This window comes from Streptomyces sp. DH37, assembly GCF_029813835.1.
In the GTDB taxonomy this organism is placed as follows: Bacteria; Actinomycetota; Actinomycetes; order Streptomycetales; family Streptomycetaceae; genus Streptomyces.
In genome coordinates, this window is sequence record NZ_JARVKV010000065.1 from 1 (window position 1) to 24,669 (window position 24,669).

Annotated in this window: 19 protein-coding genes and 1 riboswitch; of the genes, 11 read left to right on the forward strand and 8 right to left on the reverse strand. The window is 75.6% G+C overall.

Going from position 1 to position 24,669, the window contains the following annotated elements; genetic code table 11:
• Positions 1 to 707: 707 nt before the first annotated feature.
• Positions 708 to 1,502: a hypothetical protein gene (locus QC029_RS24960; RefSeq protein ID WP_279558038.1), complete on the reverse strand. Its 795-nt coding sequence runs from the start codon at positions 1,500 to 1,502 to the stop codon at positions 708 to 710.
• Between the two features lie 195 nt (positions 1,503 to 1,697).
• Between QC029_RS24960 and rlmN the strand changes: the two genes are divergently transcribed.
• The 4 genes from rlmN to QC029_RS24980 all read left to right on the forward strand — a co-directional run bounded on the left by rlmN (position 1,698) and on the right by QC029_RS24980 (position 6,826).
• Entirely contained in the window at positions 1,698 to 2,804 is a 1,107-nt protein-coding gene (gene rlmN / locus QC029_RS24965; RefSeq protein ID WP_279558039.1) for a 23S rRNA (adenine(2503)-C(2))-methyltransferase RlmN, read from the forward strand.
• 62 nt (positions 2,805 to 2,866) lie between these two features.
• Positions 2,867 to 3,000, forward strand: a riboswitch (TPP riboswitch).
• Positions 2,995 to 4,092: a thiamine ABC transporter substrate binding subunit gene (locus QC029_RS24970; RefSeq protein WP_279558040.1), complete on the forward strand. Its 1,098-nt coding sequence runs from the start codon at positions 2,995 to 2,997 to the stop codon at positions 4,090 to 4,092. It overlaps the preceding riboswitch by 6 nt.
• Positions 4,056 to 5,762, forward strand: coding sequence for an iron ABC transporter permease (locus tag QC029_RS24975; protein ID WP_279558041.1), 1,707 nt, complete (start codon positions 4,056 to 4,058; stop codon positions 5,760 to 5,762). The genes QC029_RS24970 and QC029_RS24975 overlap by 37 nt, the downstream gene beginning before the upstream one ends.
• A 2-nt stretch (positions 5,763 to 5,764) precedes the next feature.
• Entirely contained in the window at positions 5,765 to 6,826 is a 1,062-nt protein-coding gene (locus QC029_RS24980) for an ABC transporter ATP-binding protein (protein WP_279558042.1), read from the forward strand.
• Between the two features lie 133 nt (positions 6,827 to 6,959).
• Here the strand turns inward: QC029_RS24980 and QC029_RS24985 are convergent, their stop codons facing one another.
• Both QC029_RS24985 and QC029_RS24990 read right to left on the reverse strand, forming a co-directional pair.
• Positions 6,960 to 8,225: a hypothetical protein gene (locus tag QC029_RS24985; RefSeq protein WP_279558043.1), complete on the reverse strand. Its 1,266-nt coding sequence runs from the start codon at positions 8,223 to 8,225 to the stop codon at positions 6,960 to 6,962.
• Positions 8,207 to 8,968, reverse strand: coding sequence for an ATP-binding cassette domain-containing protein (locus QC029_RS24990; protein WP_279558044.1), 762 nt, complete (start codon positions 8,966 to 8,968; stop codon positions 8,207 to 8,209). The genes QC029_RS24985 and QC029_RS24990 overlap by 19 nt, the downstream gene beginning before the upstream one ends.
• Positions 8,969 to 9,322: 354 nt before the next feature.
• Between QC029_RS24990 and QC029_RS24995 the strand changes: the two genes are divergently transcribed.
• Positions 9,323 to 10,771: a gamma-aminobutyraldehyde dehydrogenase gene (locus QC029_RS24995; protein WP_279558045.1), complete on the forward strand. Its 1,449-nt coding sequence runs from the start codon at positions 9,323 to 9,325 to the stop codon at positions 10,769 to 10,771.
• Positions 10,772 to 10,826: 55 nt separating this feature from the next.
• Here QC029_RS24995 and QC029_RS25000 read toward each other — a convergent pair whose 3' ends face one another.
• Both QC029_RS25000 and QC029_RS25005 read right to left on the reverse strand, forming a co-directional pair.
• Positions 10,827 to 11,510, reverse strand: a complete 684-nt coding sequence (locus QC029_RS25000) for a glycerophosphodiester phosphodiesterase (RefSeq protein WP_279558046.1) — start codon at positions 11,508 to 11,510, stop codon at positions 10,827 to 10,829.
• A 2-nt stretch (positions 11,511 to 11,512) separates the two neighbouring features.
• Positions 11,513 to 12,550 (reverse strand): adenosine deaminase, encoded by a 1,038-nt coding sequence (locus QC029_RS25005; protein ID WP_279558047.1) that lies wholly within the window; start codon positions 12,548 to 12,550, stop codon positions 11,513 to 11,515.
• Between the two features lie 99 nt (positions 12,551 to 12,649).
• Here QC029_RS25005 and QC029_RS25010 point away from each other — a divergent pair, with 99 nt between their 5' ends.
• Complete coding sequence (locus tag QC029_RS25010; protein WP_279558048.1) at positions 12,650 to 13,240, forward strand: DUF4190 domain-containing protein; 591 nt, start codon at positions 12,650 to 12,652, stop codon at positions 13,238 to 13,240.
• 88 nt (positions 13,241 to 13,328) lie between these two features.
• Here QC029_RS25010 and QC029_RS25015 read toward each other — a convergent pair whose 3' ends face one another.
• Together QC029_RS25015 and gabT are read right to left on the reverse strand one after the other, a co-directional pair.
• Positions 13,329 to 13,988 carry a phosphatase PAP2 family protein gene (locus QC029_RS25015; protein WP_279558049.1) on the reverse strand — a complete coding sequence of 220 codons (660 nt, stop codon included), beginning with the start codon at positions 13,986 to 13,988 and terminating at the stop codon, positions 13,329 to 13,331.
• Positions 13,989 to 14,319: 331 nt separating this feature from the next.
• Positions 14,320 to 15,672, reverse strand: a complete 1,353-nt coding sequence (gene gabT, locus QC029_RS25020; protein WP_279558050.1) for a 4-aminobutyrate--2-oxoglutarate transaminase — start codon at positions 15,670 to 15,672, stop codon at positions 14,320 to 14,322.
• Positions 15,673 to 16,007: 335 nt separating this feature from the next.
• Between gabT and QC029_RS25025 the strand changes: the two genes are divergently transcribed.
• A complete protein-coding gene (locus QC029_RS25025) occupies positions 16,008 to 18,077 on the forward strand; it encodes an ATP-binding protein (RefSeq protein ID WP_279558061.1) in 2,070 nt (689 codons plus the stop codon).
• Positions 18,078 to 18,311: 234 nt separating this feature from the next.
• Positions 18,312 to 20,009 (forward strand): PucR family transcriptional regulator, encoded by a 1,698-nt coding sequence (locus QC029_RS25030; RefSeq protein ID WP_279558051.1) that lies wholly within the window; start codon positions 18,312 to 18,314, stop codon positions 20,007 to 20,009.
• Between the two features lie 37 nt (positions 20,010 to 20,046).
• On the opposite strand, the gene QC029_RS25035 is transcribed toward QC029_RS25030, so the two are convergent.
• On the reverse strand, positions 20,047 to 21,378 hold the full coding sequence (locus QC029_RS25035; RefSeq protein ID WP_279558052.1) for a M14 family metallopeptidase: 1,332 nt from the start codon (positions 21,376 to 21,378) through the stop codon (positions 20,047 to 20,049).
• A 263-nt stretch (positions 21,379 to 21,641) separates the two neighbouring features.
• Between QC029_RS25035 and QC029_RS25040 the strand changes: the two genes are divergently transcribed.
• The 3 genes from QC029_RS25040 (at position 21,642) to QC029_RS25050 (ending at position 24,592) form a co-directional block, all read left to right on the forward strand.
• Positions 21,642 to 23,096: an aldehyde dehydrogenase family protein gene (locus tag QC029_RS25040; protein ID WP_279558053.1), complete on the forward strand. Its 1,455-nt coding sequence runs from the start codon at positions 21,642 to 21,644 to the stop codon at positions 23,094 to 23,096.
• A 345-nt stretch (positions 23,097 to 23,441) separates the two neighbouring features.
• The gene (locus tag QC029_RS25045; protein ID WP_279558054.1) at positions 23,442 to 23,636 is read left to right on the forward strand and encodes a hypothetical protein; all 195 of its coding nucleotides are present in this window, start codon (positions 23,442 to 23,444) and stop codon (positions 23,634 to 23,636) included.
• Positions 23,633 to 24,592, forward strand: coding sequence for a phosphotriesterase (locus QC029_RS25050; protein ID WP_336621611.1), 960 nt, complete (start codon positions 23,633 to 23,635; stop codon positions 24,590 to 24,592). Before QC029_RS25045 ends, QC029_RS25050 begins: the two co-directional genes overlap by 4 nt.
• The last annotated feature ends 77 nt before the right edge of the window (positions 24,593 to 24,669 follow it).

A 24,669-nucleotide genomic window follows, 5' to 3' on the forward strand; every position in this document is an offset into this window, starting at 1 on the left:
GCCGCACCGGTGCGGCGGGCCCCGGACGCGTACCGGAAGCGGTGCCGCCCGGCCGTGCGGGGAGTGCCGTACGACGAGGGGGTACGGCCGGGTACGGCCGCGGCCTCCCCGCTCCGGCCGGGGCGCCGCAGTCGATCTGCGACACCGGAGGGGGTGTGCCTGCACCCGGAGAACTCGGTTGCTCCGGGCAGTGAGAAGCCCCCTACCAGCGGTTTCCCCGCCGAGAGGGGGCCGTCTTGTGTCCTGTGGGCCGTCCCTGGGCCGTCCCTGGGCCGTCAGGGCTCCTGGGCCGTGCCGAAGACGCCGTCCAGCGCGCGGCGAACCCGCTCCGTACTGCTCGGCATCAAGGCCCAGGAGCCGAGCAGTGCGGTAAGAGTTTCCCTACTTCATCAAGGCGGCTCGCTTACGCTCGCCGCGCGCGGCCCGGCTCCCCGCCGGGCCTGCGCTCCTGCCTTCGTCCCGCTCCGCCCCGGCGCCCGCCGACCACGCACCAGCAGCACGCACCCGGGTTGCTGTCAGGGCTGGTCGGTGGCTGGGGCGGTCGGCTCCGACGACTTTAGGCAGCCACCTTGGGGCGAGCCTCGAAGATCGGGGGCCCAGATCGGGCACTTGCGGGCAGGCCAGGAGCCAGCCCGATTCGCGGGCCAGCGTACGGGCCCCCGATCTCTCGCCCCAAGGCAGCTCCCGCCCAAAGTCGCTACGCCGCCCTATCCCGGCCCGTTTACCCATGCGAGTGTCTTCTTGTATATCTCTTCGGTGATTGGGACGGAAATGCTCGGCGTGTCGGAGTAGGGGCGTTGTATATGAATTACGAGCGTCATGATCGGCCACCATTCATCACGGTTAGAGAGTTTTAGGCTCACCTTCCTTATGCATTCATCGGACACAGATACATCCGGCATCAACCCTCCGTCCGACATCCGAATGTACTCGACGTACGGAACTCCATCCGCCTGATGGATGCGATCCGTTGATATTTCCCGAAACTCGGAATTACCTTCCTTGCGATTGATGGTCATCAGCAGGTGCCGCCCTGTGTCAACCTCTCCAACGACCGCTTCGCAGATAACGCGTCTGCGGAGGGTGCTTGCCGCAAGTACAAGCAGGCCAGCTACGTCGACGGCGTCTTGTGTAACCTCTTCGGAAGGGGTGACGTAGTCATGCTCCATCGCGTTACGCTGTACGTTTAGCCGCCGAAGAATTTTGGCCGATAGGATTCCTAGATCTCCGAGGAGTTCCAGCCGTCCAGGGAATCCGACTTTCTGGTTTCGAGCTAAGAGCCCGTATTGCCATAGAAGCTCATCGACGAGCAGGTGAATGCAGCGCTTACTGTTGCCGAATGAGTTCACCAGTCCACGCCTGCCGCCCTCTTTTAGATCCCGAATCGCGAATTCTAGGTAGTCTTCCGGGGTTAGCTCGGCGTCGGGAAATCGGTCATCGTTTGTGTCCAAGGAAGGGGCGATGTACGTGTAATCCGGGTCGTCGGTGATGACGAAGACCATGGCGGCACCTCCAAGCGGTCATTCTTGCACCGTGGCCGCGAAGAATCCTTGTCGTTTTCGATGTATCGGGCGCAGGCTGGGCCGTCTGTGGGCCGTGCAAGGGTGGTCGACGATGACAGAGGGCGGCCGGGGGTGACGGCCGCCTCCCCGCTCTGGCCTGGGGTGTCGGAGTTGATCTGCGACACTGGAGGGGTTATGCCTGCACCCGGAGAACTTACCTTTGTCGCGCCGCGCGGGGCCGCCAGGCCGCCGCGGCACCTCGCCGACCTCACCCCCGCCGAGCGGCGCGAGGCCGTCGCCGCGATCGGCGAGAAGCCGTTCCGCGCCCAGCAGCTGTCCCGGCACTACTTCGCCCGGTACACCGCCGACCCCGCCGACTGGACCGACATCCCGGCCGCCGCGCGCGAGAAGCTGGCCGGCGGGCTGCTGCCCGAGCTGATGACCGTGGTGCGGCACGTCAGCTGCGACGACGACACCACCCGCAAGACGCTGTGGCGGTTGCACGACGGGACGCTGGTGGAGTCCGTGCTGATGCGCTACCCGGACCGGGTCACCATGTGCGTCAGCTCGCAGGCCGGCTGCGGCATGAACTGCCCCTTCTGCGCCACCGGGCAGGCCGGGCTGGACCGCAACCTGTCCACCGCCGAGATCGTCCACCAGATCGTCGAGGGCATGCGCGCCCTGCGCGACGGCGAGGTCCCCGGGGGCCCGGCCCGGCTGTCGAACATCGTCTTCATGGGCATGGGCGAGCCGCTGGCCAACTACAAGCGGGTCGTCGGCGCCATCCGCCGCCTCACCGACCCCGAGCCCGACGGCCTGGGCCTGTCCCAGCGCGGCATCACCGTCTCCACCGTCGGACTGGTCCCGGCGATCCACCGCCTGGCCGACGAGGGCCTCAAGTGCCGGCTGGCGGTCTCCCTGCACGCGCCCGACGACGAGCTGCGCGACACCCTGGTGCCCGTCAACACCCGGTGGAAGGTCCGCGAGGTCCTCGACGCCGCCTGGGAGTACGCCGAGAAGTCCGGCCGCCGCGTCTCCATCGAGTACGCCCTCATCCGGGACATCAACGACCAGGCGTGGCGCGCCGACCTCCTCGGCCGGCTGCTGGCGGGCAAGAGGGTGCACGTCAACCTCATCCCCCTCAACCCCACGCCCGGCTCCAAGTGGACCGCCTCCCGGCCCGAGGACGAGCGCGCGTTCGTCGCCGGCCTGGAGGCGCACGGCGTGCCGGTGACCGTCCGCGACACCCGCGGCCAGGAGATCGACGGCGCCTGCGGTCAGCTCGCCGCCACCGAGCGCTGAGGGCGCGCGGGTCACTGGTACGGTGGCGGTGACCTCAGCGGTCGCACACAGTATCGAAACAGCGAAACCGACAGGGGAGCGCGCACAGCGCTGAGAGTGCGGTGTCGCCGGACCGGCCGAGAGGCCGCCCGGGGAGCCGCAGACCCTCGGACCTGATCCGGTTAGTACCGGCGTAGGGAGTCAGACGACAGTGCACACCAAGCTCCGGCGCGCCCTCGGCGTCGCCGTCCTCGGCACGCTCACCCTCTCCGCCCTGGCCGCGTGCGGCGGCCCGCGGTCCTCCGGGGACGGCGCGGAGGAGGGGAAGGGGGACAAGAAGGTCACCCTCGTCAGCCACGACTCCTTCGCGGCCTCCGACGCCGTGCTGGAGGAGTTCACCGAGCGGACCGGCTACACGGTGGAGGTGCTGCGCGGCGGCGACGCCGGCTCGGCCCTCAACCAGGCGATCCTCTCCAAGGGCAACCCGCAGGGCGACGTCCTCTTCGGCGTCGACAACACCCTGCTCTCCCGCGCCCTCGACAACGGCCTGTTCACGCCGTACGAGGCGGAGGGCCTGGCGAAGATACCCGCGCGGTACCAGCTCGACGCCGAGGAGCACCGCGTCACCCCCGTCGACTCCGGCGACGTCTGCGTCAACTACGACCGCGCCTACTTCGACGAACGCGGCATCACCCCGCCCGAGACCCTCGACGACCTGGTCAAGCCCGCCTACAAGGGCCTGCTGGTCACCGAGAACGCCGCCACCTCCTCGCCCGGCCTGGGCTTCCTGCTGGCCACCGTCGCCGAGTACGGCGAGGACGGCTGGCAGGAGTACTGGGAGAAGCTGAAGGCCAACGGCGTCGAGGTCGTCGACGGCTGGGAGCAGGCGTACTACGACCGCTTCTCCGGCTCCGCCGGCGGCAAGGGCAAGGGCGACCGGCCGCTGGTCGTCTCCTACGCCTCCAGCCCGCCCGCCGAGGTCCTGGGCGCCGACCCCGCACCGGAGCAGGCCCCCACCGGCGTGGCCACCGGCACCTGCTTCCGCCAGATCGAGTTCGCCGGGCTGCTGGAGGGCGCGGACAACCCCGAGGGCGGCAAGGCGCTGCTGGACTTCCTGACCGGCCGGTCCTTCCAGGAGGACATGCCGCTGCAGATGTTCGTCAACCCCGTCCGCGAGGACGCCAGGCTGCCCGAGGTCTTCACCCGGTACGGCGAGACCATCGAGGACCCCCACACCCTGCCCCCCGGGAAGATCGCCGACAACCGCGAGGCATGGGTCAAGGCGTGGACCTCGGCCGTCGTGAGGTGAGGACGGGCCCGCGCGCGGGAACGGCGGCACGGCTGGCGCTGACGGCCGTGCCGGCCGCGTTCCTCGCGCTGTTCTTCGCCTATCCCGTCGCCGCGATCACCGCCCGCGGCCTGTACGACGGCGGGCGGTGGCACCTGGACCGGATCGCCGGCGTGCTCACCGACCCCGGCATCGCCGGCGTGGTGTGGTTCACGCTGTGGCAGGCGGCGGCCTCCACCGCGCTCACCCTGCTGCTGGCGCTGCCCGGCGCGTACGTGCTGGCCCGCTGCGACTTCCCCGGCAGGCGGGCGCTGCGGGCGGTGGTCACCGTGCCGTTCGTGCTGCCCACCGTCGTCGTCGGCTCCGCGTTCCTGGCCCTGCTCGGCCGCGGCGGGCTGCTGGACCAGTGGTGGGGGGTGCGGCTGGACACCGGCGTCACCGCCATCCTGCTGGCCCACGTCTTCTTCAACTACGCCGTGGTCGTGAGGATCGTCGGCGGCCTGTGGGCGCAGCTCGACCCCCGCCAGGAGGAGGCGGCACGGGTGCTCGGCGCGAGCCGGTGGGCCGCCTGGCGCACCGTGACCCTCCCCGCGCTCGCCCCGTCGGTGGCCGCCGCCGCGCTGATGGTCTTCCTGTTCACCTTCACCTCCTTCGGCGTCGTCCAGATCCTCGGCGGACCCCGCCACGCCACCCTGGAGGTGGAGGTCTACCGGCAGACCGCCCAGCTGCTGGACCTGCCCACGGCCGCCGTCCTGACCCTGCTGCAGTTCGCCGCCGTCGCCGCCCTGATGGCCTTCCACGCCGCCGTCGTCCGCCGCCGCAGGGTCCCCCTGGGCCTGGTCGACGCCGCCCGCACCGCCCGCCGCCCGCGCGGGGCCGCCCGGCGGGCGCTGCTCGCGGGAGTGCTGCTCCAGATCGCCGTGCTGATCGTCACCCCGCTCGCCGTGCTCGTCGAACGGTCCCTGCGCGGCCCGGACGGCTACGGCCTGCACCACTACCGCTCCCTGGCCTCGGCCGACGCGGCCGGAGGCACCTTCACCGTCGCCCCGCTGGAGGCGATCGGCAACTCCCTGGCCTACGCCGCCACCGCCACCGCCATCGCCCTGGCCGTGGGCGTCCCGGCCGCCGTCGCCCTCACCCTGCGCGGGCCGGGGGGCCGGGCCGGGAGACTGCTGCGCGGCTTCGACGCGCTGCTGATGCTGCCGCTGGGCACCTCGGCGGTCACCGTCGGCTTCGGGTTCCTCATCGCCCTGGACGCCCCTCCGCTGGACCTGCGCTCGTCGTGGATCCTGGTCCCGCTCGCCCAGGCCCTGGTCGGCGTCCCCTTCGTGGTGCGGACCCTGCTGCCGGTCCTGCGCGCCGTCGACACCCGGCTACGGGAGGCCGCCGCCGTGCTGGGCGCCTCGCCCGCGCGCGTGTGGCGCGAGGTGGACCTGCCGCTGGTGCGGCGGGCACTGCTGGTCGCCGCCGGCTTCGCCTTCGCCGTCTCCCTGGGCGAGTTCGGCGCCACCGTCTTCATCGCCCGGGCCGACGCCCCCACCCTGCCCGTCGCCGTCGCCCGCCTGCTCGGCCGGGCCGGCGAGGCCAGCTACGGCCAGGCCATGGCGCTCAGCACCGTCCTGATGCTGGTGTGCGCGGCGACCCTGCTGGCGCTGGAGGGCGTCCGCACCGACCGATCGGGAGAGCTGTAGGGATGGCCTCGCTGCGACTGGACGCGGTCACCGTGCGCTTCGGCGACCGCACCGCCCTGGACGCCGTCGACCTCGACGTCGCCGAACACGAGATCGTCTGCGTGCTCGGGCCCTCCGGCAGCGGCAAGTCCACGCTGCTGCGGGTCGTCGCCGGGCTGACGGAGCCGGACGCCGGGCGGGTGCTGCTCGCCGGCCGCGACCAGCGCGGGGTGGCGCCGCACCGGCGCGGGGTGGGCCTGATGTTCCAGGACCACCAGCTCTTCCCCACCCGCGACGTCGGCGGCAACGTCGCCTTCGGACCGCGCATGCGCGGCGAACCGCGGGGACGGACCGAGGACCGGGTCGCCGAGCTCCTGGACCTGGTCGGCCTGCCCGGCGCGCAGCGGCGGGCCGTCACAGCCCTCTCGGGCGGCGAGCAGCAGCGCGTCGCCCTCGCCCGCGCGCTCGCGCCCCGCCCCGGCCTGCTGATGCTGGACGAGCCGCTCGGCCAGCTCGACCGGTCCCTGCGCGAGCGGCTCGTGGTCGAACTGCGGCAGCTCTTCCGCCGCCTGGGCACCACCGTGCTGGCCGTCACCCACGACCAGGGCGAGGCCTTCGCGCTCGCCGACCGGGTGGTGGTGATGGAGGCCGGGCGGATCGCCCAGACCGGCAGCCCGGCGGAGGTGTGGCTCCGCCCCGCCTCGGAGTTCGTCGCCCGCTTCCTGGGCTTCACCAACCTCGCCGCGGCGACCGTACGCGCGGACACCGGCGGCACGGGGGAGACCGGAGGCGCCGCGGACACCCCCTGGGGCGCGGTGCCCGTACCGCCCGGCACGCCGGACGGGCCGTGCACCCTGCTGGTGCGCCCCGCCGGAGTACGGCTCGCCGGGGACGAGGGCCTGCCCTGCACCGTCACCGCCCGCACCCTGCGCGGCGGCGGCTCCTCGGAGGTCTCGCTGCTGCTCGCCCCCGAACGCGGCCCCGCCCTGGAGGCGTCCTGCCCCCTGCACACGGCGCCCGAGCCGGGCACGGCCGTCTCCGTCGTCTTCGCCCCCGGCGAGGTGGTCGTCCTCCCCGCGCCGTGACCGCCGGGCGGATGTCCCGCCGGGGCGGGCCTCGCGCCCGTGGCGGCGCGTCAGGCCGACGGCGGCCCCTCCGGCGGCCTCCCCGGCGTCCACCGCCCGGCCCGCGGGGGCCGGACGGCGCGCGGACCGCGCCTCACCGCACCAGCGGCATCGCGGCCAGCTCCGCCACCAGCCAGGCCAGCGGCACCAGCACGCCCAGCAGGACCGCCACCCGCAGCGCCGCGGCGGCGCGCAGCAGCCCGCGCGGCACGCCGAGCCGCCGCAGCCCGTCGTTGGCGGACGCGCGGGCGCTGCGGAACTCCGACGCCGCGCTCAGCGCGCCCGCCACCGTGCACACCACGACCACCGCCGCACCCAGCGCGGCCAGCGGCCCCACGGCCGGCTCCCCGGCGCCGGCGGCGCCGGACACCGCGCCCGACCCGTGCAGCCGGACCGCCGCCACCGTCCCCGCCGTCACCGCGCACAGCAGCCCCACCGGATGGCCCACCCGCGGCGCCTCCTCGCGCAGCACCCGGCCCGACAGCAGCCGCAGCACCCCCGGCCGCCCGACCGCCAGCAGCAGCCCGCACAGGTGGACCAGGCCCGGACCGGCCAGCACCAGCCCCAGGGCGATCAGCAGCCAGCCGGCGACGACCCCCGGACCCAGGCCGTCCAGCGAGCCCGGCAGCGGCATCCGGGGACCGGCGGAGGCGATGAGCCGCTCGGCGGCGTACGCCTCCAGCGCCAGCCCGGCCGCGGTGACCGCCACACCCCAGGGCAGCCCGGTGGGCACCGGCGGCGGTCGGTGGGGGAGGGCGGCGGGCAGGCCCGGGCGGTGGTCGAGGGCGGCCGTGCGCCTCCCGGTGGCCACCGCGCTCGCCCCGGCCGCGGCCAGCGGCGGCACCGCCAGCAGCGTCAGCGCCGCGGCCCGCGGCAGCGGCTGCCCGGCGCCCAGCAGCTCGCCCGCGGCGCCGGCCAGCGGCACGCCGTCCAGGAGCCTGCCCAGTCCGCCGGCCGGGCCGCCGCCCGGTCCGCCGCTCAGCGCGTCCCCGAGCCCGCCGCGCAGGTGGAGGAAGGCCGGCAGGGCCAGCGCGCACCCCAGCGCGCAGTACAGCCCCGTGGTCACCGCGGCCAGCAGCGGCAGCCGCGCGGGCCCCACGCCGACCGCGTCCAGACCGGCCCGGGGGCGCACGCCGGGGTCGCTGCGGACGGCGGCGACGGCGAAGTGCACGCAGGCCGCCAGCGGCACCGCGCACCACAGCAGCCGAGCCGCCGCCGCTCCGGGCCGCTCCGGGTGGGCGACGGCGTAGCCCAGCGCGCTCAGCAGCAGGAAGCCCACGGCCCCGGCGGCGCCGGCGACCAGCATCCGCCGCGCCAGCGCCGAGGGGCGGAAGGTGCGCACTAGGCGGAGAGCGAGCACGCTGCCCTGCCTTCCGGACTGCCCCCCGGATCCGGCTTCACGGGCATGTCCGTGGGCGGCGGGGCGTCGGCGCCCACCCGGCGGCCGTCCACGAGCGTGACCGCGCGGTCCGCCACACGCGCCACCTGGGCGTCGTGGCTGGCCAGGACGACCGTGATCCGGTGGGAGCGGGCCGCGGTGGTCAGGGTGCGCAGCACCTGGGCGCGGTCGGCCTGGTGCAGCGGCGCGGTCGGCTCGTCGGCGAAGACCACGGCGGGGGAGTGCGCCAGCGCGCGGGCGATGGCCACCCGCTGCCGCTGCGACTGCAGCAGCGCGCCCGGCCGGCTGCGCGCGCGGTCCCCGACGTCCAGCCGCTCCAGCCACTCGCACGCCCTGCGGCGCGCCTCGCGCCGCCCGGTGCCGGACAGCAGCAGCGGCAGCGCGGCGTTCTCCCACACCGTCAGCTCCGGCAGGAGCTGCGGTTCGCTGCCGATCCAGCCGAAGCGGTCGCGGCGCAGCCGCTCGCGGGCCGAGACGGGCAGGGTGTGCAGCGGGACGCCGTCGAACCACACCTCGCCCCGCGCGGGCACCAGCCGCCCCGACAGGCAGCCCAGCAGCGTGGACTTGCCGCAGCCGCGCGGACCGGTGACGGAGAGGATCTCGCCCTCGCGGACCCCGACGCACACGTCCAGCAGCGCGGGCGAACCCTCGTGCTCGTGGTGCAGTCCGCGTGCCCAGAGCAGGTCCTCGGGTGCAGCCACCACGACGGGCACCTCCGCTCGCCTTCCGGGTCGTGCCTTCCCCTGACGGGGTGAACGAGTGCCAGGGGTATCGGTCACTGGCACCGTACGGACCGCGGGAGCGGAGGCGGGGGCCATCGGGCGCGGGCGCGGCCCAGTTTCCACCGAACGGCCCTTCGGGAGGCGCCCCGGGTCGTCCGCACGGCCCACCGGTCCGCGGCCGGGGCGGCCGGGGACGGGGCACGCGGGCCGGCCGGATCCGGGGCACCCCGGGTGCGGGTGCGGGAGCGGGTGTGGGAGCGGGTATGTCGGACACGCCCCTCCGATGGTTAGGGTGGGTGTCTCATCTATCGGACAACAGAGCAGGAGTGCGCGAAGATGGGCACCGAACTGCGTCGGCTGCGCAACTACATCGACGGGGAGTTCCGGGACGCCGCCGACGGGCGCACCACCGAGGTGGTCAACCCGGCGACCGGCGAGGTGTACGCGACGGCGCCGCTGTCCGCCGCCGCCGACGTCGACGCCGCCATGGCCGCCGCCGAGGCCGCATTCCCCGCCTGGCGCGACGCCACCCCCGGCACCCGCCAGGTCGCCGTCCTCAAGATCGCCGAGGCGGTCGAGAAGCGCGCCGACGAACTGCTGGCGGCCGAGTGCGAGAACACCGGCAAGCCGCTGGAGCTGACCCGGCAGGAGGAGCTGCCGATGATGCTCGACCAGATCCGCTTCTTCGCGGGCGCCGCCCGCCTGCTGGAGGGCAAGTCCGCCGGCGAGTACATGGAGGGCATGACGTCCTTCGTCCGGCGCGAGCCGGTCGGCGTCTGCGCCCAGGTCGCGCCGTGGAACTACCCGATGATGATGGCCGTGTGGAAGTTCGCCCCGGCGCTGGCCGCGGGCAACACCGTCGTCCTCAAGCCGTCGGACACCACCCCGGCCTCCACCGTGCTGCTCGCCGAGATCATCGGCGGCGTGCTCCGGGAGCTGGACCTGCCCGCCGGGATCTTCAACGTCGTCTGCGGCGACCGCGACACCGGACGGCTGATGGTCGAGCACCGCACCCCGGCGATGGCCTCCATCACCGGATCGGTCCGCGCGGGCATGGAGGTCGCCGGCAGCGCGGCCAAGGACGTCAAGCGGGTCCACCTGGAGCTGGGCGGCAAGGCCCCCTGCGTGGTCTTCGAGGACGCCGACATCCCGGCCGCCGTCGAGGGCATCCGCGACGCGGGCTTCTTCAACGCCGGCCAGGACTGCACCGCGGCCACCCGCGTGCTGGTCCACGAGTCGGTCCACGACGAGTTCGTCGCGGCCCTCACCAAGGCCGCCGCCGAGGTCAGGACCGGCGACCTCGAGGACGAGGACTGCTTCTACGGGCCGCTGAACAACCCCACCCACCTGGAGAAGGTCACCGGCTTCATCGAGCGGCTGCCCGACCACGCCCGGGTCGAGACCGGCGGCCACCGCGTCGGCGACAAGGGCTACTTCTTCGCCCCGACCGTCGTCTCCGGACTGAGGCAGGACGATGAGATCGTCCAGAACGAGGTCTTCGGCCCGGTCATCACCGTGCAGAAGTTCTCCGACGAGGCCCAGGCGGTGGCCTGGTCCAACGACGTCGAATACGCCCTGGCGTCCTCGGTGTGGACCAAGGACCACGCCCGCGCGATGCGGATGTCCAGGGCGCTCGACTTCGGCTGCGTGTGGATCAACACCCACATCCCGCTGGTCGCCGAGATGCCGCACGGCGGCTTCAAGAAGTCCGGCTACGGCAAGGACCTCTCCGCGTACGGCCTGGAGGACTACACCCGCGTCAAGCACGTGATGACGGCGCTCTGACGCGCCGCCGCCCTCCGGCCCCCGCGCCCCTCCCGGGCGCGGGGGCCGCCGTGCGTCAGCGCCGGTCCAGGACGCGGCGCAGGACGTCGACGCGGTTGGTGGTGATCGAGTCGGCGCCCAGCGCGGCCAGACGGCGCATCGCGGCGCCGGTGTCCACCGTCCAGCACGAGACGAGCAGGCCGTCGCGGCGGGCCCGCTCGACCAGGGGGGCGTCCAGCAGGCCGAAGCGGCAGTTGAGCCAGCGGGGGCGGAGGGCGGCCAGCAGGGAGGGCCGCACCGGGGCCGCGCGCTTCCAGGTCAGCGCGGTCTCCGCGCCGGGGTCCGCCGCGCGGACGGCGAGCACGGCCGCCGGGTCCCCGCACCAGTACACGCGCTCCGCCGCGCCCGCGGCGCGGACCTCGGCCACGGCCGCGGGCGCGGCGCCCGGGTCCGGCAGGTCGATCAGCAGCCGGGCCCCCGCCGCCGGCGCCGCCTCGGCCAGGGCGTCGGCCAGGGCGGGCACGCCCGCCGGCAGGTCGCGGTCGCGGACCGCCGCCAGCGGACGGCCCACTCCCCACAGCCGCTCCAGCGTCGCGTCGTGGAGCAGCACCGGGGTGCCGTCCGCGGTCAGGCGCACGTCCACCTCCACCGCGTCCGCGCCCGCCGCCAGCGCGGCCCGCACCGACGGCAGGGTGTTCTCGCGCTCGCGGTAGGGGTGGCCGCGGTGCGCGACGGCCAGGACGCCCCCGCGGCCGGGCACGGTCAGCCCCGCCAGGAGGCCAGGTAGGCGTCGATCTCGGCCAGCAGGGACGACTTGACCTGCTCGGGCGCGAACGAGGCGGTCACGGCGTTCTTCGCCAGCGCCGCCACCCCGGCCGCGTCCAGCCCCAGCAGCCGGGCGGCGATCCCGTACTCGGCGCACAGGTCGGTGCCGAACATCGGCGGGTCGTCGCTGTTGACCGTGACCAGCACGCCCGCCTTGACCATCTCCGCGATCGGGTGCTCGTCCAGCGAGGCCACGGCGCGGGTGGCGACGTTGGACGTCGGGCAGACCTCCAGCGGGATGCGGTGCTCGGCCAGGTGCGCCAGCAGCTCCGGGTCGCGCACGGAACTGGTGCCGTGGCCGATGCGCTCGGCGCGCAGGGAGTCCAGGGCGTCCCAGACCGTCCGGGGACCGGTGGTCTCGCCCGCGTGCGGGACGCTGCGCAGGCCCTCGGCGATGGCGCGGTCGAAGTACGGCTTGAACTGCGGGCGCGGCACCCCCGCCTCCGGGCCGCCCAGGCCGAAGGAGACCAGCCCCTCCGGGCGCAGCTCGCAGGCCAGCCGGGTGGTCTCCTCGGCGGCCTCCAGGCCCGCCTCGCCGGGGATGTCGAAGCACCACCGCAGGGTCACGCCCAGCTCGGCGGCCGCGGCCCGGCGGGCGTCCTCGATCGCCTCCATGAAGGCGCGCTCGGGTATGCCGCGCCGCGTCGAGCTGTAGGGGGTGACCGTCAGCTCGGCGTAGCGGATGTTCTGGCGGGCCATGTCCCGCGCGACCTCGTAGGTCAGCAGCCGGACGTCCTCGGCGTCGCGGACCAGGTCCACCACGGACAGGTAGACCTCGATGAAGTGGGCGAAGTCACTGAAGGTGAAGAACTCCGCGAGCGCCTCCTCGTCGGCCGGCACCGCCGGGTTCGGGTGCCGGGCGGCCAGCTCGGCCACGATGCGGGGGGAGGCCGATCCGACGTGGTGGACGTGGAGTTCGGCCTTGGGAAGGCCGGCGATGAAGGCGGACAGGTCACCGCTGCCGGGGCTGGACAAGATTCCTCCAGGGGGACGGGGGCGCGGCCATGGTAGGGCGGGGCGGGGGCGCGGCGCGCGCGCCCCTACGATGACCGGACACGTGACGAGGAGGGGGACATGCCGGAGAACCGGTATCCGGGGGAGGGCGTACCGCCCGGGGCGGCGGCGGACGGCACGGGCGCGCCGCCGGCCGGCCCGCCCACCGCGGCGGTGTTCGCACCGCCCGGCGGACTGCCGCCGCAGCCCCCGCCGCAGCCGTACGGGTACGGGCCCGGACACGCGTACGGCGCACCGTGGCCCGGCCCCGGCCGGGCGCCGCTTCCGCCGCCGCCCCCGGTGAGCGGCCTCTGCACCGCGGCGATGGTCCTCGGCATCGTCAGCATCGTCCTGGTGACGACCCTCTACGGCATCGTCCTGGCCGTCTTCACCGCCCCCGTCGCCGTCGGCCTGGGCATCGCGGCGCGCCGCAGGGTCGGGCGGGGCGAGGCGTACGGCGGCGGCCAGGCGACGGCGGGGCTCGTCCTCGGGGCCATCTCCCTCGCGGTCTCCGTGGCGGCCGTCGCGCTGGTCGTCTGGTTCGTCCTCCACCGGATCGAGTCCGTCGAGGAGGACCTCCCCCGGCAGGACGGCACCCACCACACCCAGGTCCTGGACACGGCCGCGGCGGGCGTCGCGGACCCGGGTCCCCGTCGCGGACCGGGTGTGTGACCGGCGCACAGGGCGGCGTCCGGCGGGAGCACGGTGGCGGAGCCCTCCGCGCGGATGCCGGGCGAGGCGCTGCTCCCGGGAGCCGGTCCTACGCGCCGGGCGCCGACCGCGGCGCCGCGGTCCGGGAGCCCGGCCGGGGACCGTCCGGCGGGCGCCGCCCGGCCCGGCGGGAGGCGGCGAGGACCGCGGCCAGCGGCGGAACCCCCAGGCACCAGCTCCCCAGCACGTCCAGCGGCCAGTGGTACCCCCGCCACACCAGCCCCGCGCCCACGGCGGCGCACACCAGCGCGGCCGCCGCCGGCAGGGCCCACCGCGCCCACCGCACCCGCGCGCGGACGTACGGCAGCACCAGCACAGCGGCGGCGCCGTAGGCGACCACGGCCGTCGCCGCGTGGCCGGAGGGGAAGTAGCCGGTGCCGCCGAGCGGACCGGGCCGCCCGGTCAGCGCCTTCAGCGGCGCCACCAGGGCGGGTACGGAGGCCATCGCCACGGCGGCCGCCACGGCCGCCGGCGGCGGACGCCGCCCCCGCCCCCGCAGCCACGCGTACGCCAGCGCCGCGGCCAGGACGGGCAGCGCGACCTCGACGTTGCCCAGGTCCGCCAGGAGTTCGGCGAACGCGGTCGGCGGGGCGTCCTCGCGCATCTCCCGCGCCAGGCGCTCGTCCGCGTCCGCCAGCGGCCCGCCGGCCGTCACCTGCCAGGTGACGGCGGCGAGGAGCAGCAGCGGCAGGAGCACCGCGACCAGCACCGCGGCGGGCGTCCGGAGAACGCGGAACGGCGGCTCCGGAACAGGGGGGAGGGTTCCGGAGCCGCCGTGGCGACCGGTCACCGCGCGCCCCGGGGGGTGTGGGGCGGGCGGCCGTCCGATCGGTGAGGAGTGTGCGCGAGGGCACAGCCGGGCCGGAGAAGGGGAATCGCCGGCTCGGCGCCGCCCGCGGTCACCCGCGGGCGGGACACTGCGTTCTTCCGAGGAAGACCGTACGGCAGGCGGTGGACGGCCGACAGGCGTGTCACCGCAAGGCCATGGCCCTCGCACACATTCTTCACGCCGCTCCTCGCTCCGGTGCGGTCCCGGGGGGTCAGCCCAGCTCCGCCAGGGCCTCCTCGACGACGTCCAGGCCCTCGTTCAGCAGATCCTCGCCGATGACCAGCGGCGGGAGGAAGCGGACCACGTTGCCGTAGGTGCCGGTGGTCAGCACCAGCACGCCCGCCTGGTGGCAGTACCCGGCGACGGCGGCGGTGGCCTCGGGGTCCGGCTCCTTGGTGCCGGGCTTCACCAGCTCGACGGCGATCATCGCGCCCCGGCCGCGGACCTCGCCGATCACGCCGTGCCGCTGGGCCATCTTCTCCAGCCGCGGCTTCATGATCTCCTCGATGCGGCGGGCCTTCGCGTTCAGGTCCTGCTCGCGCATCGTCTCGATCGCGCCCAGCGCGGCGGCGCAGGCCACCGGGTTGCCGCCGTAGGTGCCGCCGAGGCCGCCGGAGTGCACGGCGTCCATGATCTCGGCGCGGCCGGTGACGGCGGCCAGCGGCAGACCGCCGGCGATGCCCTTGGCGGTGGTGATCAGGTCCGGGACGATGCCCTCGTCCTCGCAGGCGAACCACTGGCCGGTGCGGCAGAAGCCGGACTGGATCTCGTCCGCGACGAAGACGATCCCGTTCTCCCTGGCGAACCGCTCGATGCGCGGCAGGAAGCCCTTGGCGGGCTCGATGAACCCGCCCTCGCCCAGGACCGGCTCGATGACGAGGGCGGCCACGTTCCGGGCGCCGACCTGCTTGGAGATCTGGTCGATGACCTGGGCCGCGGCCTCCTCGGCGCAGTTCTCCGGGCCGGTGGGCCAGCGGAAGGGGTAGGCGACCGGCACGCGGTAGACCTCGGGCGCGAACGGGCCGAAGCCCTGCTTGTACGGCATGTTCTTCGCGGTCAGCGCCATGGTGAGGTTGGTGCGGCCGTGGTAGCCGTGGTCGAAGACGACGACGGCCTGGCGCCCGGTGTACGAGCGGGCGATCTTCACGGCGTTCTCGACCGCCTCGGCGCCCGAGTTGAACAGCGCCGACCTCTTGGCGTGGTCGCCGGGCGTGAGCTTCGCCAGCTCCTCGCAGACCTCCACGTAGCCCTCGTAGGGGGTCACCATCACGCAGGTGTGGGTGAACCGCTCCAGCTGGGCGGCGGCGCGGCGCACCACGGCCTCGGCGCTGTTGCCGACCGAGGTCACGGCGATGCCGGAGCCCAGGTCGATGAAGGAGTTGCCGTCGACGTCCTCCAGGACGCCGCCCCCGGCGCGGGCGGCGAACACGGGCATCACCGTTCCCACGCCCGACGCCACGGCCGCCTGCTTGCGGGCCATCAGCTCCTGCGACTTCGGTCCGGGGATCGCGGTGACGACACGGCGCTCCTGGGGGAGGGCGGGGCCTCCGGACAGTTCGGTCATGGCAGACTCCTCGGACTCATCGGTGCGAAGGGGTGTTCAGGGGTGCGGTTCTTCGCAGGCTAGGCCGGGGGAGGGGGCGTCGACATGCACCGCTGCGGAGAAGTGGCCGTGTCGTGTTGGCCGCGGTGGACATGGCCGGCCGCGTACGGCGGCCAACTGCCGTGCCCGGGGTCTAGATTGGGACGGTGGACGGGCGAGGGCGTGCCGGGCGAGGAGCAGAGCGGGGCATGGTGGACGGCGGGGCGCACGGGGCATGGGACGCACGGGACCCGCGGGGGGCGCGCGGCGGGCCGGAGGGCCTGCCGGCGATGCCGCTGACCCCGCCCGCGCCGCCGATGCCGCGGCAGGCGCCCGCGGCCGGTCCCTCCCTGGGCGAGTGGCTGCGCACCCCGCGGCCCGAGGCGGGCCCGGGCGTCTGGCGGTACGGGCACCGGCCCAGGCCCCCGGAGGACCCCGACCGGCTGGACGACCGGCAGCTGCTGGGCGGCGCGGCGCTGGCGCTGCTGTGCGCCCTGCTGGTGTGGTCGCTGAACTACAACGGCTACATCCCGCCGCTGATGTGGCCGCTGGACTGGTTCACGCCCGACTCCTGGAAGGGCGCCTCGGGCGACGTCGAGGCCTTCGCCACCGCCGCCTACGTCTACTACGCCCTCGTCGCCGCCCTGCTGGCGTGGGTCTTCGGGAAGATCGGCCGCTGGGGCGAGGTCTGGCGCCGCCACGTGCGCCCCGCGCTGGGCGGATCCCGGAACGGGGCGGGGCCGGACGCCGCCCCGGCCCCCGCGCCCCCCGGCGGCCCCGCCGACCCGGCGCTCTGGCCCCAGCTGCGGGCCGTCGGCGAGCACGCCGCCGCCGACCGGCTGACCGCCGAGATCCACGGCGGGCGCATGAACGACGTCGACTACGTCCGGATCGACCGCGCCTGGCAGTCGGTGCGGGCGCGGCACGACCGGCTGCCCGCCTTCACCGGGACCGTGCTCGACCGGGGCGCCGCGGCCTTCACCCACCCCTCCGGGGACCGCGACCTGCCCGCCCGGGCGGCCCGGCACGACCTGCTGACCGGGCAGGTGCGGCTGGGCGCCGCGCCCGACGAGGAGCGCAACCCGTACGCCTACCGCGGCGTCTCCCTCGCCCTGGAGCCCGCGCTGCTGAGCACCTCGCTGCTGGTGGTGGGGCCGTCGGCGGCGGGCAAGACCAGCCGGGTGGTGCGGCCCGTGGTGGAGTCCCTCGCCCTCCAGGCGCTCGCCGGGCGGGCCGCGGTGGTCGCCGTGGGCACGGCGGGCGCCGGGCTCGGCTCCGACGACGCCTACGACGTGGTGGTCCGGCTCGGCGACCCCGCCTCCGCCCACGACCTCGACCTCTACGGCGGCACCGACGACCCGGACGAGGCCGCCGCCGTCCTGGCCGAGGCGCTGGTGGGGGACGTGCCCGGCGGCCCGGCCGGACCCGGCGGGGCGGGCGGCTTCGGCGGCGAGGCCGACACCCGCCGCGCCGCCACCGCCCTCGCCCAGCTCATCGGCCCCCACCGGGCCGCCCACGGACGCTTCCCGTCCGTCCCCGAACTGCGCGAGCTGCTCGACGGGGTCCCGGTCGCCCTCGCCGCGCTGCGCCAGGCGTGCGAGGCCGCCGGGGACGGCGCCGCCCTGCGCGAACTGGACGCCCGCGAGCGCCAGGCCGGGCGCCCCGGCGACGTGGGCCCGCTGCTCGCCGACCGGATCGCGCTGCTGGACCGGCCCGCGTTCGCCGGGTTCTTCGGCACCGGCGGCGGCGCCCGCCCCTTCGCCATGCGCCATCTGGAGCACCCGCTGCGGGTCCGCGTCGACCTGCCCGAGCGCGGCCACGCCGAGGCCTCCCGGCTGCTGGCCCGCCTGCTGCTCGCCCAGTTCACCGCCTGCGCCCGCGACCGCGACGAGCGCTCCCTCTTCGCCTGCCTGGTGCTCGACGACGCCGCGCACACCCTCACCCCCGCCTCCGTGCGCGCCGTCCAGCGGCTGCGGACGGCCAACGCGGGGGTGGTGCTGGCGCTGCGCAGCCTGGACGAGGTGCCCGAGCCGCTGCGCGCGGCGGCGGTCGGAGCGGTCGGCTGCCGGGTGGTGCTGTCGGGGGTGAGCACCTGGGACGGCGAGGTGTTCGCGCAGGCGTGGGGCCGGGACTGGGTGAAGACCGAGGACGTCACCCACAACCCCGACTTCTCCGGCGGCCTGCTCCGCCGCGCCCTGCGCGGGGTGCGCACCCTGTTCACGGGGGTGCGGGCGACCACCCGCTCGGTCACGGTGCGCACGGTCCAGCGCGAGCGCTGGTCCGCCTCCGACCTCGCCCACAAGGTGCCGCCGGGCCACGCGGTGGTGTCGCTCACCACCGTCCGGGGCGAGGCGAGCCCGCCGGTCCTCACCCGGCTCGGGGAGTAACGGGGGCGCGCGGGCAGCGGGGGAGAGCGGGGAGCGCACGACGGCGCGTACGGCTGTACGGTCAGGCGCGGTACCGCCGTATCCTTCTTATCCTCCTCACCCTCGCCTTCGCCCACTCCCGCCCGTCCCCGCCCACCCCCGCCACCGCACGGACGGAAACCCGTCGCCGTCCCTCCCCGCCCGCCAAGGCCGCCGACCGGGCGGCCGACCGCCGGAAAGGGCCTCAGGTCAGCCATGTCGCTCACCCTCGCCTCGCTGGTCCAGCACTCCTCCCTCAAGCTCACCGTCCTCGCGGGCGAGGGGCGGCTGGACACCCCCGTGCGCTGGGCCCACGTCAGCGAGCTGGCCGACCCCGTGCCGTACCTGGAGGGCGGGGAGCTGCTGCTGGTCACGGCGATGAAGCTCGCCGTCGAGGACGCGGAGGCGATGCGCCGCTACGTCGCGCGGCTGGACGCCGCCGGGGTGGTCGGGCTGGGCTTCGCGGCCGGGGTCGCCTATGACAGGGTGCCGCGGGCGCTGCTGGACGCCGCCCGCGAGGCCGGCTTCCCGCTGCTGGAGGTGCCCCGGCGCACCCCGTTCCTGGCCATCAGCAAGGCGGTCTCGGCGGCCAACGCCGCGGAGCAGTACCGCGCGGTCACCGCCGGCTTCGAGGCCCAGCGCGAGATGACCCGCGCCGCGCTGTCCGCGCGGGGTCCCGCCGCCCTGCTGGCGAAACTGGCCTCCCACGTCGACGGCTGGGCCGCGCTCTACGACGTCTCCGGCGCGCTGGTCGCCGCCGCCCCCGCCTGGGCGTCCCGCCGCGCCGCCCGGCTGACCGGCGAGGTGCGGCGGCTGCGCGACCGGCCCGCGCCCGCCAGCGCCGTGGTGAGCGAGGCGGAGGACGGCGACCGGGCCGGGGAGCGGGCCGAGGACCGGGTGGAGCTGCAGTCGATCGGCTCGGGGCGGCGGGTGAGGGCCGTGCTCGCGGTCGGCACCGGCGCCCCGCCGGGAACCGCCGAGCGCTACGCCGTCAACTCCGCCGTCGCCCTGCTGACCCTGACCACCGAGAGGTCCCGCGCCCTGCTGGAGGCCGAGCGGCGGCTGGGCGCGGCGGTGCTGCGGATGCTGCTGGCGGGGGAGGCCGACCACGCCCGGGCGGTGGCCGGCCCGCTCTACGGCACGCTGCTGGACGAGCCGCTGCGGGTGGTCGTGGCCGAGGGCGCGGCGGGACGGCGCAGGACGGCGGGGGCCGCGGAGGCCGCCGGGGACACGGCGCGGGGCGGCGCTCCCGGTGAGGCGTGCGAGCCGGAGGGCGCCCTGCCCGCCGGGGTGCGGGCGCTCGCCGAGCGGGCCGAGTCGGCCGCCGCGCGGGCCGGGGAGTCGGTCCTGCTGGTCCCGCACGACCGGCGGCTGGTGGGACTGGTGGCGGACGGCGGCGCCGCCGCGGCGGCCTGCGCGGACTTCGCGGGCCGGACGGCGGCCGCCGAGGGCGAACCGGTGGGCGCCGGGCCGGAGCACGCGGTGGTCGTCGGCGTCTCGGCGCCCGCCGGGCTCGCCTCCGCGGCCGCCGCCTTCAAGCAGGCCGAGCAGGCGCTGTCCGTCGCCCGCCGCCGCGGCCGGGCGCTGGTCGAGCACGAGGACGTCGCCTCCGGCTCGGTGCTCCCGCTGCTGGCCGACGACGCGGTGCGCGCCTTCGCCGACGGCATGCTGCGGGCGCTGCACGAGCACGACGCGCACGGCCGCGGCGACCTGGTCGCCTCGCTGCACGCCTGGCTCTCCCGGCACGGGCAGTGGGACGCGGCCGCCGCCGACCTCGGCGTCCACCGGCACACCCTCCGCTACCGGATGCGGCGGGTCGAGGAGATCCTCGGCCGGTCGCTGGACGATCCGGACGTGCGGATGGAGCTGTGGCTGGCGCTCAAGGCGACGGCGACCGTGCCCCCCGCCGGCTAGGCGTCCGGGAGGGGCCGGACGGGGGCCGGAGCGCCGGTCAGGAGCAGTACTGCGCCTCCTTGCCGATCGAGCGGTACATGCAGTCGGCGTTCTCCAGCAGCAGCAGGACGGCCCCCTCGTTGCGGCTGGTCTCCCGCTCGATCACCTCGTCGGGCGGGTAGAAGCCCTCCCGCCCGTTGGGGCCGGGGTACATCTCGAAGGTGTAGCTGAAGATGCGGTGCTCGGCCCACATCCAGTCGTTGATGGTGCCGTCGGTGATGTACAGGTCGCTGGACTGCTGCGGGGTGTAGCCGTTGGAGGCGGCCATCGCCCTGCCGACGGTGGCGAAGGCGTTGTGGTCGTCCCGGGTGAGGCCCTCGGCGGTGTCGTTGTAGGTGTAGCCGTAGGGCCACAGCACCAGCTCGCTGTAGGTGTGGAAGTCGATGTGCGCCTTGATCTGCTGCTTTCCGCCCACGACCCGGCCGCGCACGAAGTCGGCGACGACCTTCACCTCGGGCGCGGACCCGGCCGAGGGGCCGCGGTAGGTGGTGCTGGAGGGGCTGGTGGAGGAGCCGCCGCAGCAGCCCCAGCGGTAGTACCAGTTGCGGTTGAGGTCGGTGCCGACGTACGAGGAGCCGGGGGTGGGCTGGCGGTTCTTGCGCCAGCTGCGGTAGCTGCCCGAGGCGATGTCGTACTCGCCGCCGTCGGGGTTGACGTCCGCGATCACCCACAGCTCGCGGGTGTCGACCATGCGGGTGATGCGGGAGTCCGAGCCGTACCGCTCGCCGAACTCGCGGATCACGTACAGCGCCATCTCGACGGTCAGGTGCTCGCGGGCGTGCTGGTGGTGGGTGAACAGCACCTCCGGCTCGGCCTCGTCGGCGGCGGCGTTGTTGCTGATCTTGACGGCGACGATGTCGCGGCCCTGGTAGGACTTGCCGATGACCTTCCTGGTCATGATGTTCGGGTACTTCTGCACGTATCCGTTGATCGCCGCCATGGTCTCGGCGTAGTTGTGGTAGCCGGAGTCGGAGGGCGGGAAGTCGAGGGTGCCCGCCCCGCCTTCCGCGGGGGCCCGCTCCGGGGGAGCGGGGAGCGCGGTGAGGCGGTGGCCCGCCTTGCGCAGCCTCTCGGCCTGCGCGGCGTCGGCGGTGACCACCACCGAGTGCTCGCGCACCGCGTCGATGGCCGCGCCGGTGCGGGCGATGGCCGTACGCCGGGCGGCGTCGGAGACTCCGGCGATCTCGTACTGCCGCTCGCCGGCGGCGGTGGCCCGCCGGTCGTCGCCGGGGGGAGCGGCGGTGGCCTGCGCCCCGAGCGGAACGGCCAGTGCGAGGGTGAGGAGGACGGCGGCGGTGAGGGTCCGCCGCCGGTGAGGACGTCTACGCATCGCGTCTCCTGGGGTGTCCAGTTCGACGGGTGGGGGTGGTGCGTTCCGTGCTGTGTCATGGTCGCGGCAACCATGCGGGCGGGCAACCGGGCCCTCCCTGCCAAAGCGGTGCGCGGACGGACCCGAGTGGTACGCGCCGGACAAGAGTCCCGCACGGCCGCGGCCCCTACGGTGGTGCCGGGAGCCGGCCGCGCAGCCGCCGGGCCCGCACACCCGATCACCACCTCCATCGCTCCACCACTTCGGAAGGGCCGGGATACGCAGTGACCACAGCGACCTCCCCACACGCGTTCTGGCTCGCCGGCCGCGAGGCGACCGGCGACGAGACCTTCGAGGTCACCTCGCCCTGGGACGGCCGGACCGTCGCCACCGTCAGCGTCCCCACCGAGGACCAGGTCGAGCGGGCCGTGGCCGCCGCGGCCGGGGTGGCCGCCGAGTTCGCGGCCACGCCCGCGCACGTGCGCGCCGCCGCGCTCGACCACGTGGTGCGGCGGCTGACCGAGCGCGCCGAGGAGGTCGCGCGGCTGATCTCGGCCGAGAGCGGCAAGCCCGTCAAGTGGGCCCGCGGCGAGGTCGCCCGCTGCGTCTCGGTCTTCCGCTGGGCCGCCGAGGAGGCCCGCCGCTTCAACGGCGGCACCGCCCAGCGGCTGGACACCGACGCGGGCGGGGTCGGCCGCCTCGCCCTGACCCGCCGCTTCCCGCGCGGACCGGTGCTGGGCATCGCGCCGTTCAACTTCCCCCTCAACCTGTGCGCCCACAAGGTCGCCCCGGCCGTCGCGGTCGGCGCGCCGATCATCCTCAAGCCCGCCCCGGCGACCCCGCTGTCGGGACTCATCATCGGCGAACTGCTGGCCGAGACCGACCTGCCGGCCGGCTCCTGGTCCGTCCTGACCGTCCCCAACGACCGCATGCCGTCGCTGGTGGCCGACGAGCGGCTGCCGGTCATCTCCTTCACCGGCTCCGGCCCCGTGGGCTGGTCCATCCTGGACTCCGTGCCCCGCAAGCGCGTCACCCTGGAACTGGGCGGCAACGGCGCGGCCGTGGTGCTGGCCGACTACTCCTCCGAGGCCGACCTGGACCGGGCCGCGCAGCGCATCGCGACCTTCTCCAACTACCAGGGCGGGCAGTCCTGCATCTCCGTGCAGCGCGTCATCGCCGACGCCTCCGTCTACGACCGGCTGGTGCCCAAGGTGGTCGCGGCCGTCGAGGCGCAGGTCACCGGCGACCCGTCGGACGACGCCACCGACGTCGGCCCGCTGATCAGCGAGGACGCCGCGAAGCGGGTGGAGTCCTGGGTGGACGAGGCGGTCGCGGCCGGCGCGAAGCTGCTGACCGGCGGCAAGCGCGACGGCGCCGCGTACGCCCCCACCGTCCTCGCCGACGTCCCCGCCGACGCCACGATCTCCTGCGAGGAGGTCTTCGGGCCCGTGCTGACCCTCGCCTCCGCCGAGGGCGAGGAGGCCGCCTTCGCCGCGGTCAACGACTCGAAGTACGGCCTGCAGGCGGGCGTGTTCACCCACGACGTGCAGGCCGCCTTCCGCGCCCACCGCGCCCTGGAGGTCGGCGGCGTGATCATCGGCGACGTGCCCTCCTACCGCGCCGACCAGATGCCCTACGGCGGCGCCAAGGAGTCCGGCGTCGGCCGCGAGGGCGTGCTGTTCGCCATGGAGGACTACACCTACGAGCGGGTCATGGTCCTCACCGGCCTGGACCTGTGACCCCCACCCGTCCGGTGCTTCACGGCGGCCGGGGCGCGCACCGTGCGCGCCCCGGCCGCTTCCCCGTCGTGACGGGCCGTGCCCACCCGTAGGTACAGTCGCGGTGTGAACACCGCGGAGGAACCGGTCGGGGCCGGGCGGGAACCGCTGCGGGAGCGCGGGCGCGTCGGCACCGGCCCCCGCGGCGCCGAGCAGGCGCGCGCCGCCGCCGGGAGGGACCCGGAGGGCGGGGGAGCGGGGAGTCCGCCGCCTCCCCCGGCCCCGCCGCGTCGGCGGCCGGGGGGCCGCCCGCGCCGCTCGACGCCCGCACCCTCCCCGCACGACCGCCCGAGGAGGCGCCGCCCCGTGCCCGCCACGCAGGACGAGATCACCCCGCCCGCCGTCCGCGAGCCCGGGGCGCACTCCGCCGCCCCCGCGCTCGTTCCGCACCGCCGGGAGCCGGTCCGCCCCACCCTCCGGGAGGAGCCCGGCGAGCGGCCGCCCGGCCGAGCCCGGTACGCGGTCCCGCATCCGTCCGGGGGCTTCGGGGAGGGGCGGTGATCGCGGCCGTTCGCACCGTCCTGGGCGACCTGCCGCCCGGCGAACTCGGCGTCACCGACGCCCACGGCCGCCTCTTCCCGCACACCCCGCCGCCGCCCGGCCGGGAGCCGGGCGACGGGGAGGCGGCCGAGGCCGGACTGCGCGCCTTCCGCGAACGGGGCGGAGGCGCGGTGGCGCGGTGGACGCCGTACGGCACGGGCCGCCGCGGCGCCGCGCTCGCCGCGCTCTCCCGGGCCACGGGCGTCCACCTCGTCGCCGCCACCGGACTGCACCGCGCGGCCCACTACGGCAGCGGCGAACTCGCCGCCGTCAAGCGCGAGATGGCCGGCCTGTTCGTCGAGGAGCTGACGGCCGGGCTGCGCGACGCGCCGGGCGGCTCCCCGGACGGCGCGGCGCCGCGCGCCGGGATGGTCACGGTCGCCGGAGCCCTCCACGGACCGGACGCCCACGCGGTGCGCACCATGACGGCCGCCGCCGAGGCCCACCACGCCACCGGCGCGCCCGTCGGCGTCGACCTGGGGGCGGACACGGCCGCCGCCGAGGTCCTGGAGCTGCTGTGCGGGCGGCTGGCCGTGCCGCCCGCGAGCGTCCTGCTGGGCCTGGGCCTGGGCCCGGGCCCGGGCCGTGCGGGCCGCTTCCCCGATTCCCGGGCGCAGCGGGAGGCCGCCGCGTCCGGCGCGTATCTGGTGTTCGGCGGTCCCGACGGCCCCGGCGGCCTTGGCGGTCCCGATGCTCCCGATGGCGAGCACCGCGCCGCCGGCCGGCGGCTGCCGGACACCCTCGCCGACCTCGCCGCGGCCGGACACGCCGAGCGGCTGCTGCTCGGCGGCGCCGCAGGAGCCCTCCCGGCGGGCGGCCTCCGTCCGCGGGTCGCGCGCGAGCTGGGCGGGGAACTGGCCGATCTGGTCCTCGTCCACAACCCCGCCCGCGCCTACGCGGCCGACTGGAGGGCATGAGGCGACCGCGTGCTCGTCCTCGCACACGTCAGCGACATCCACCTGGGCCAGGACCGGGACGTCGGCGGCGCGCGGGC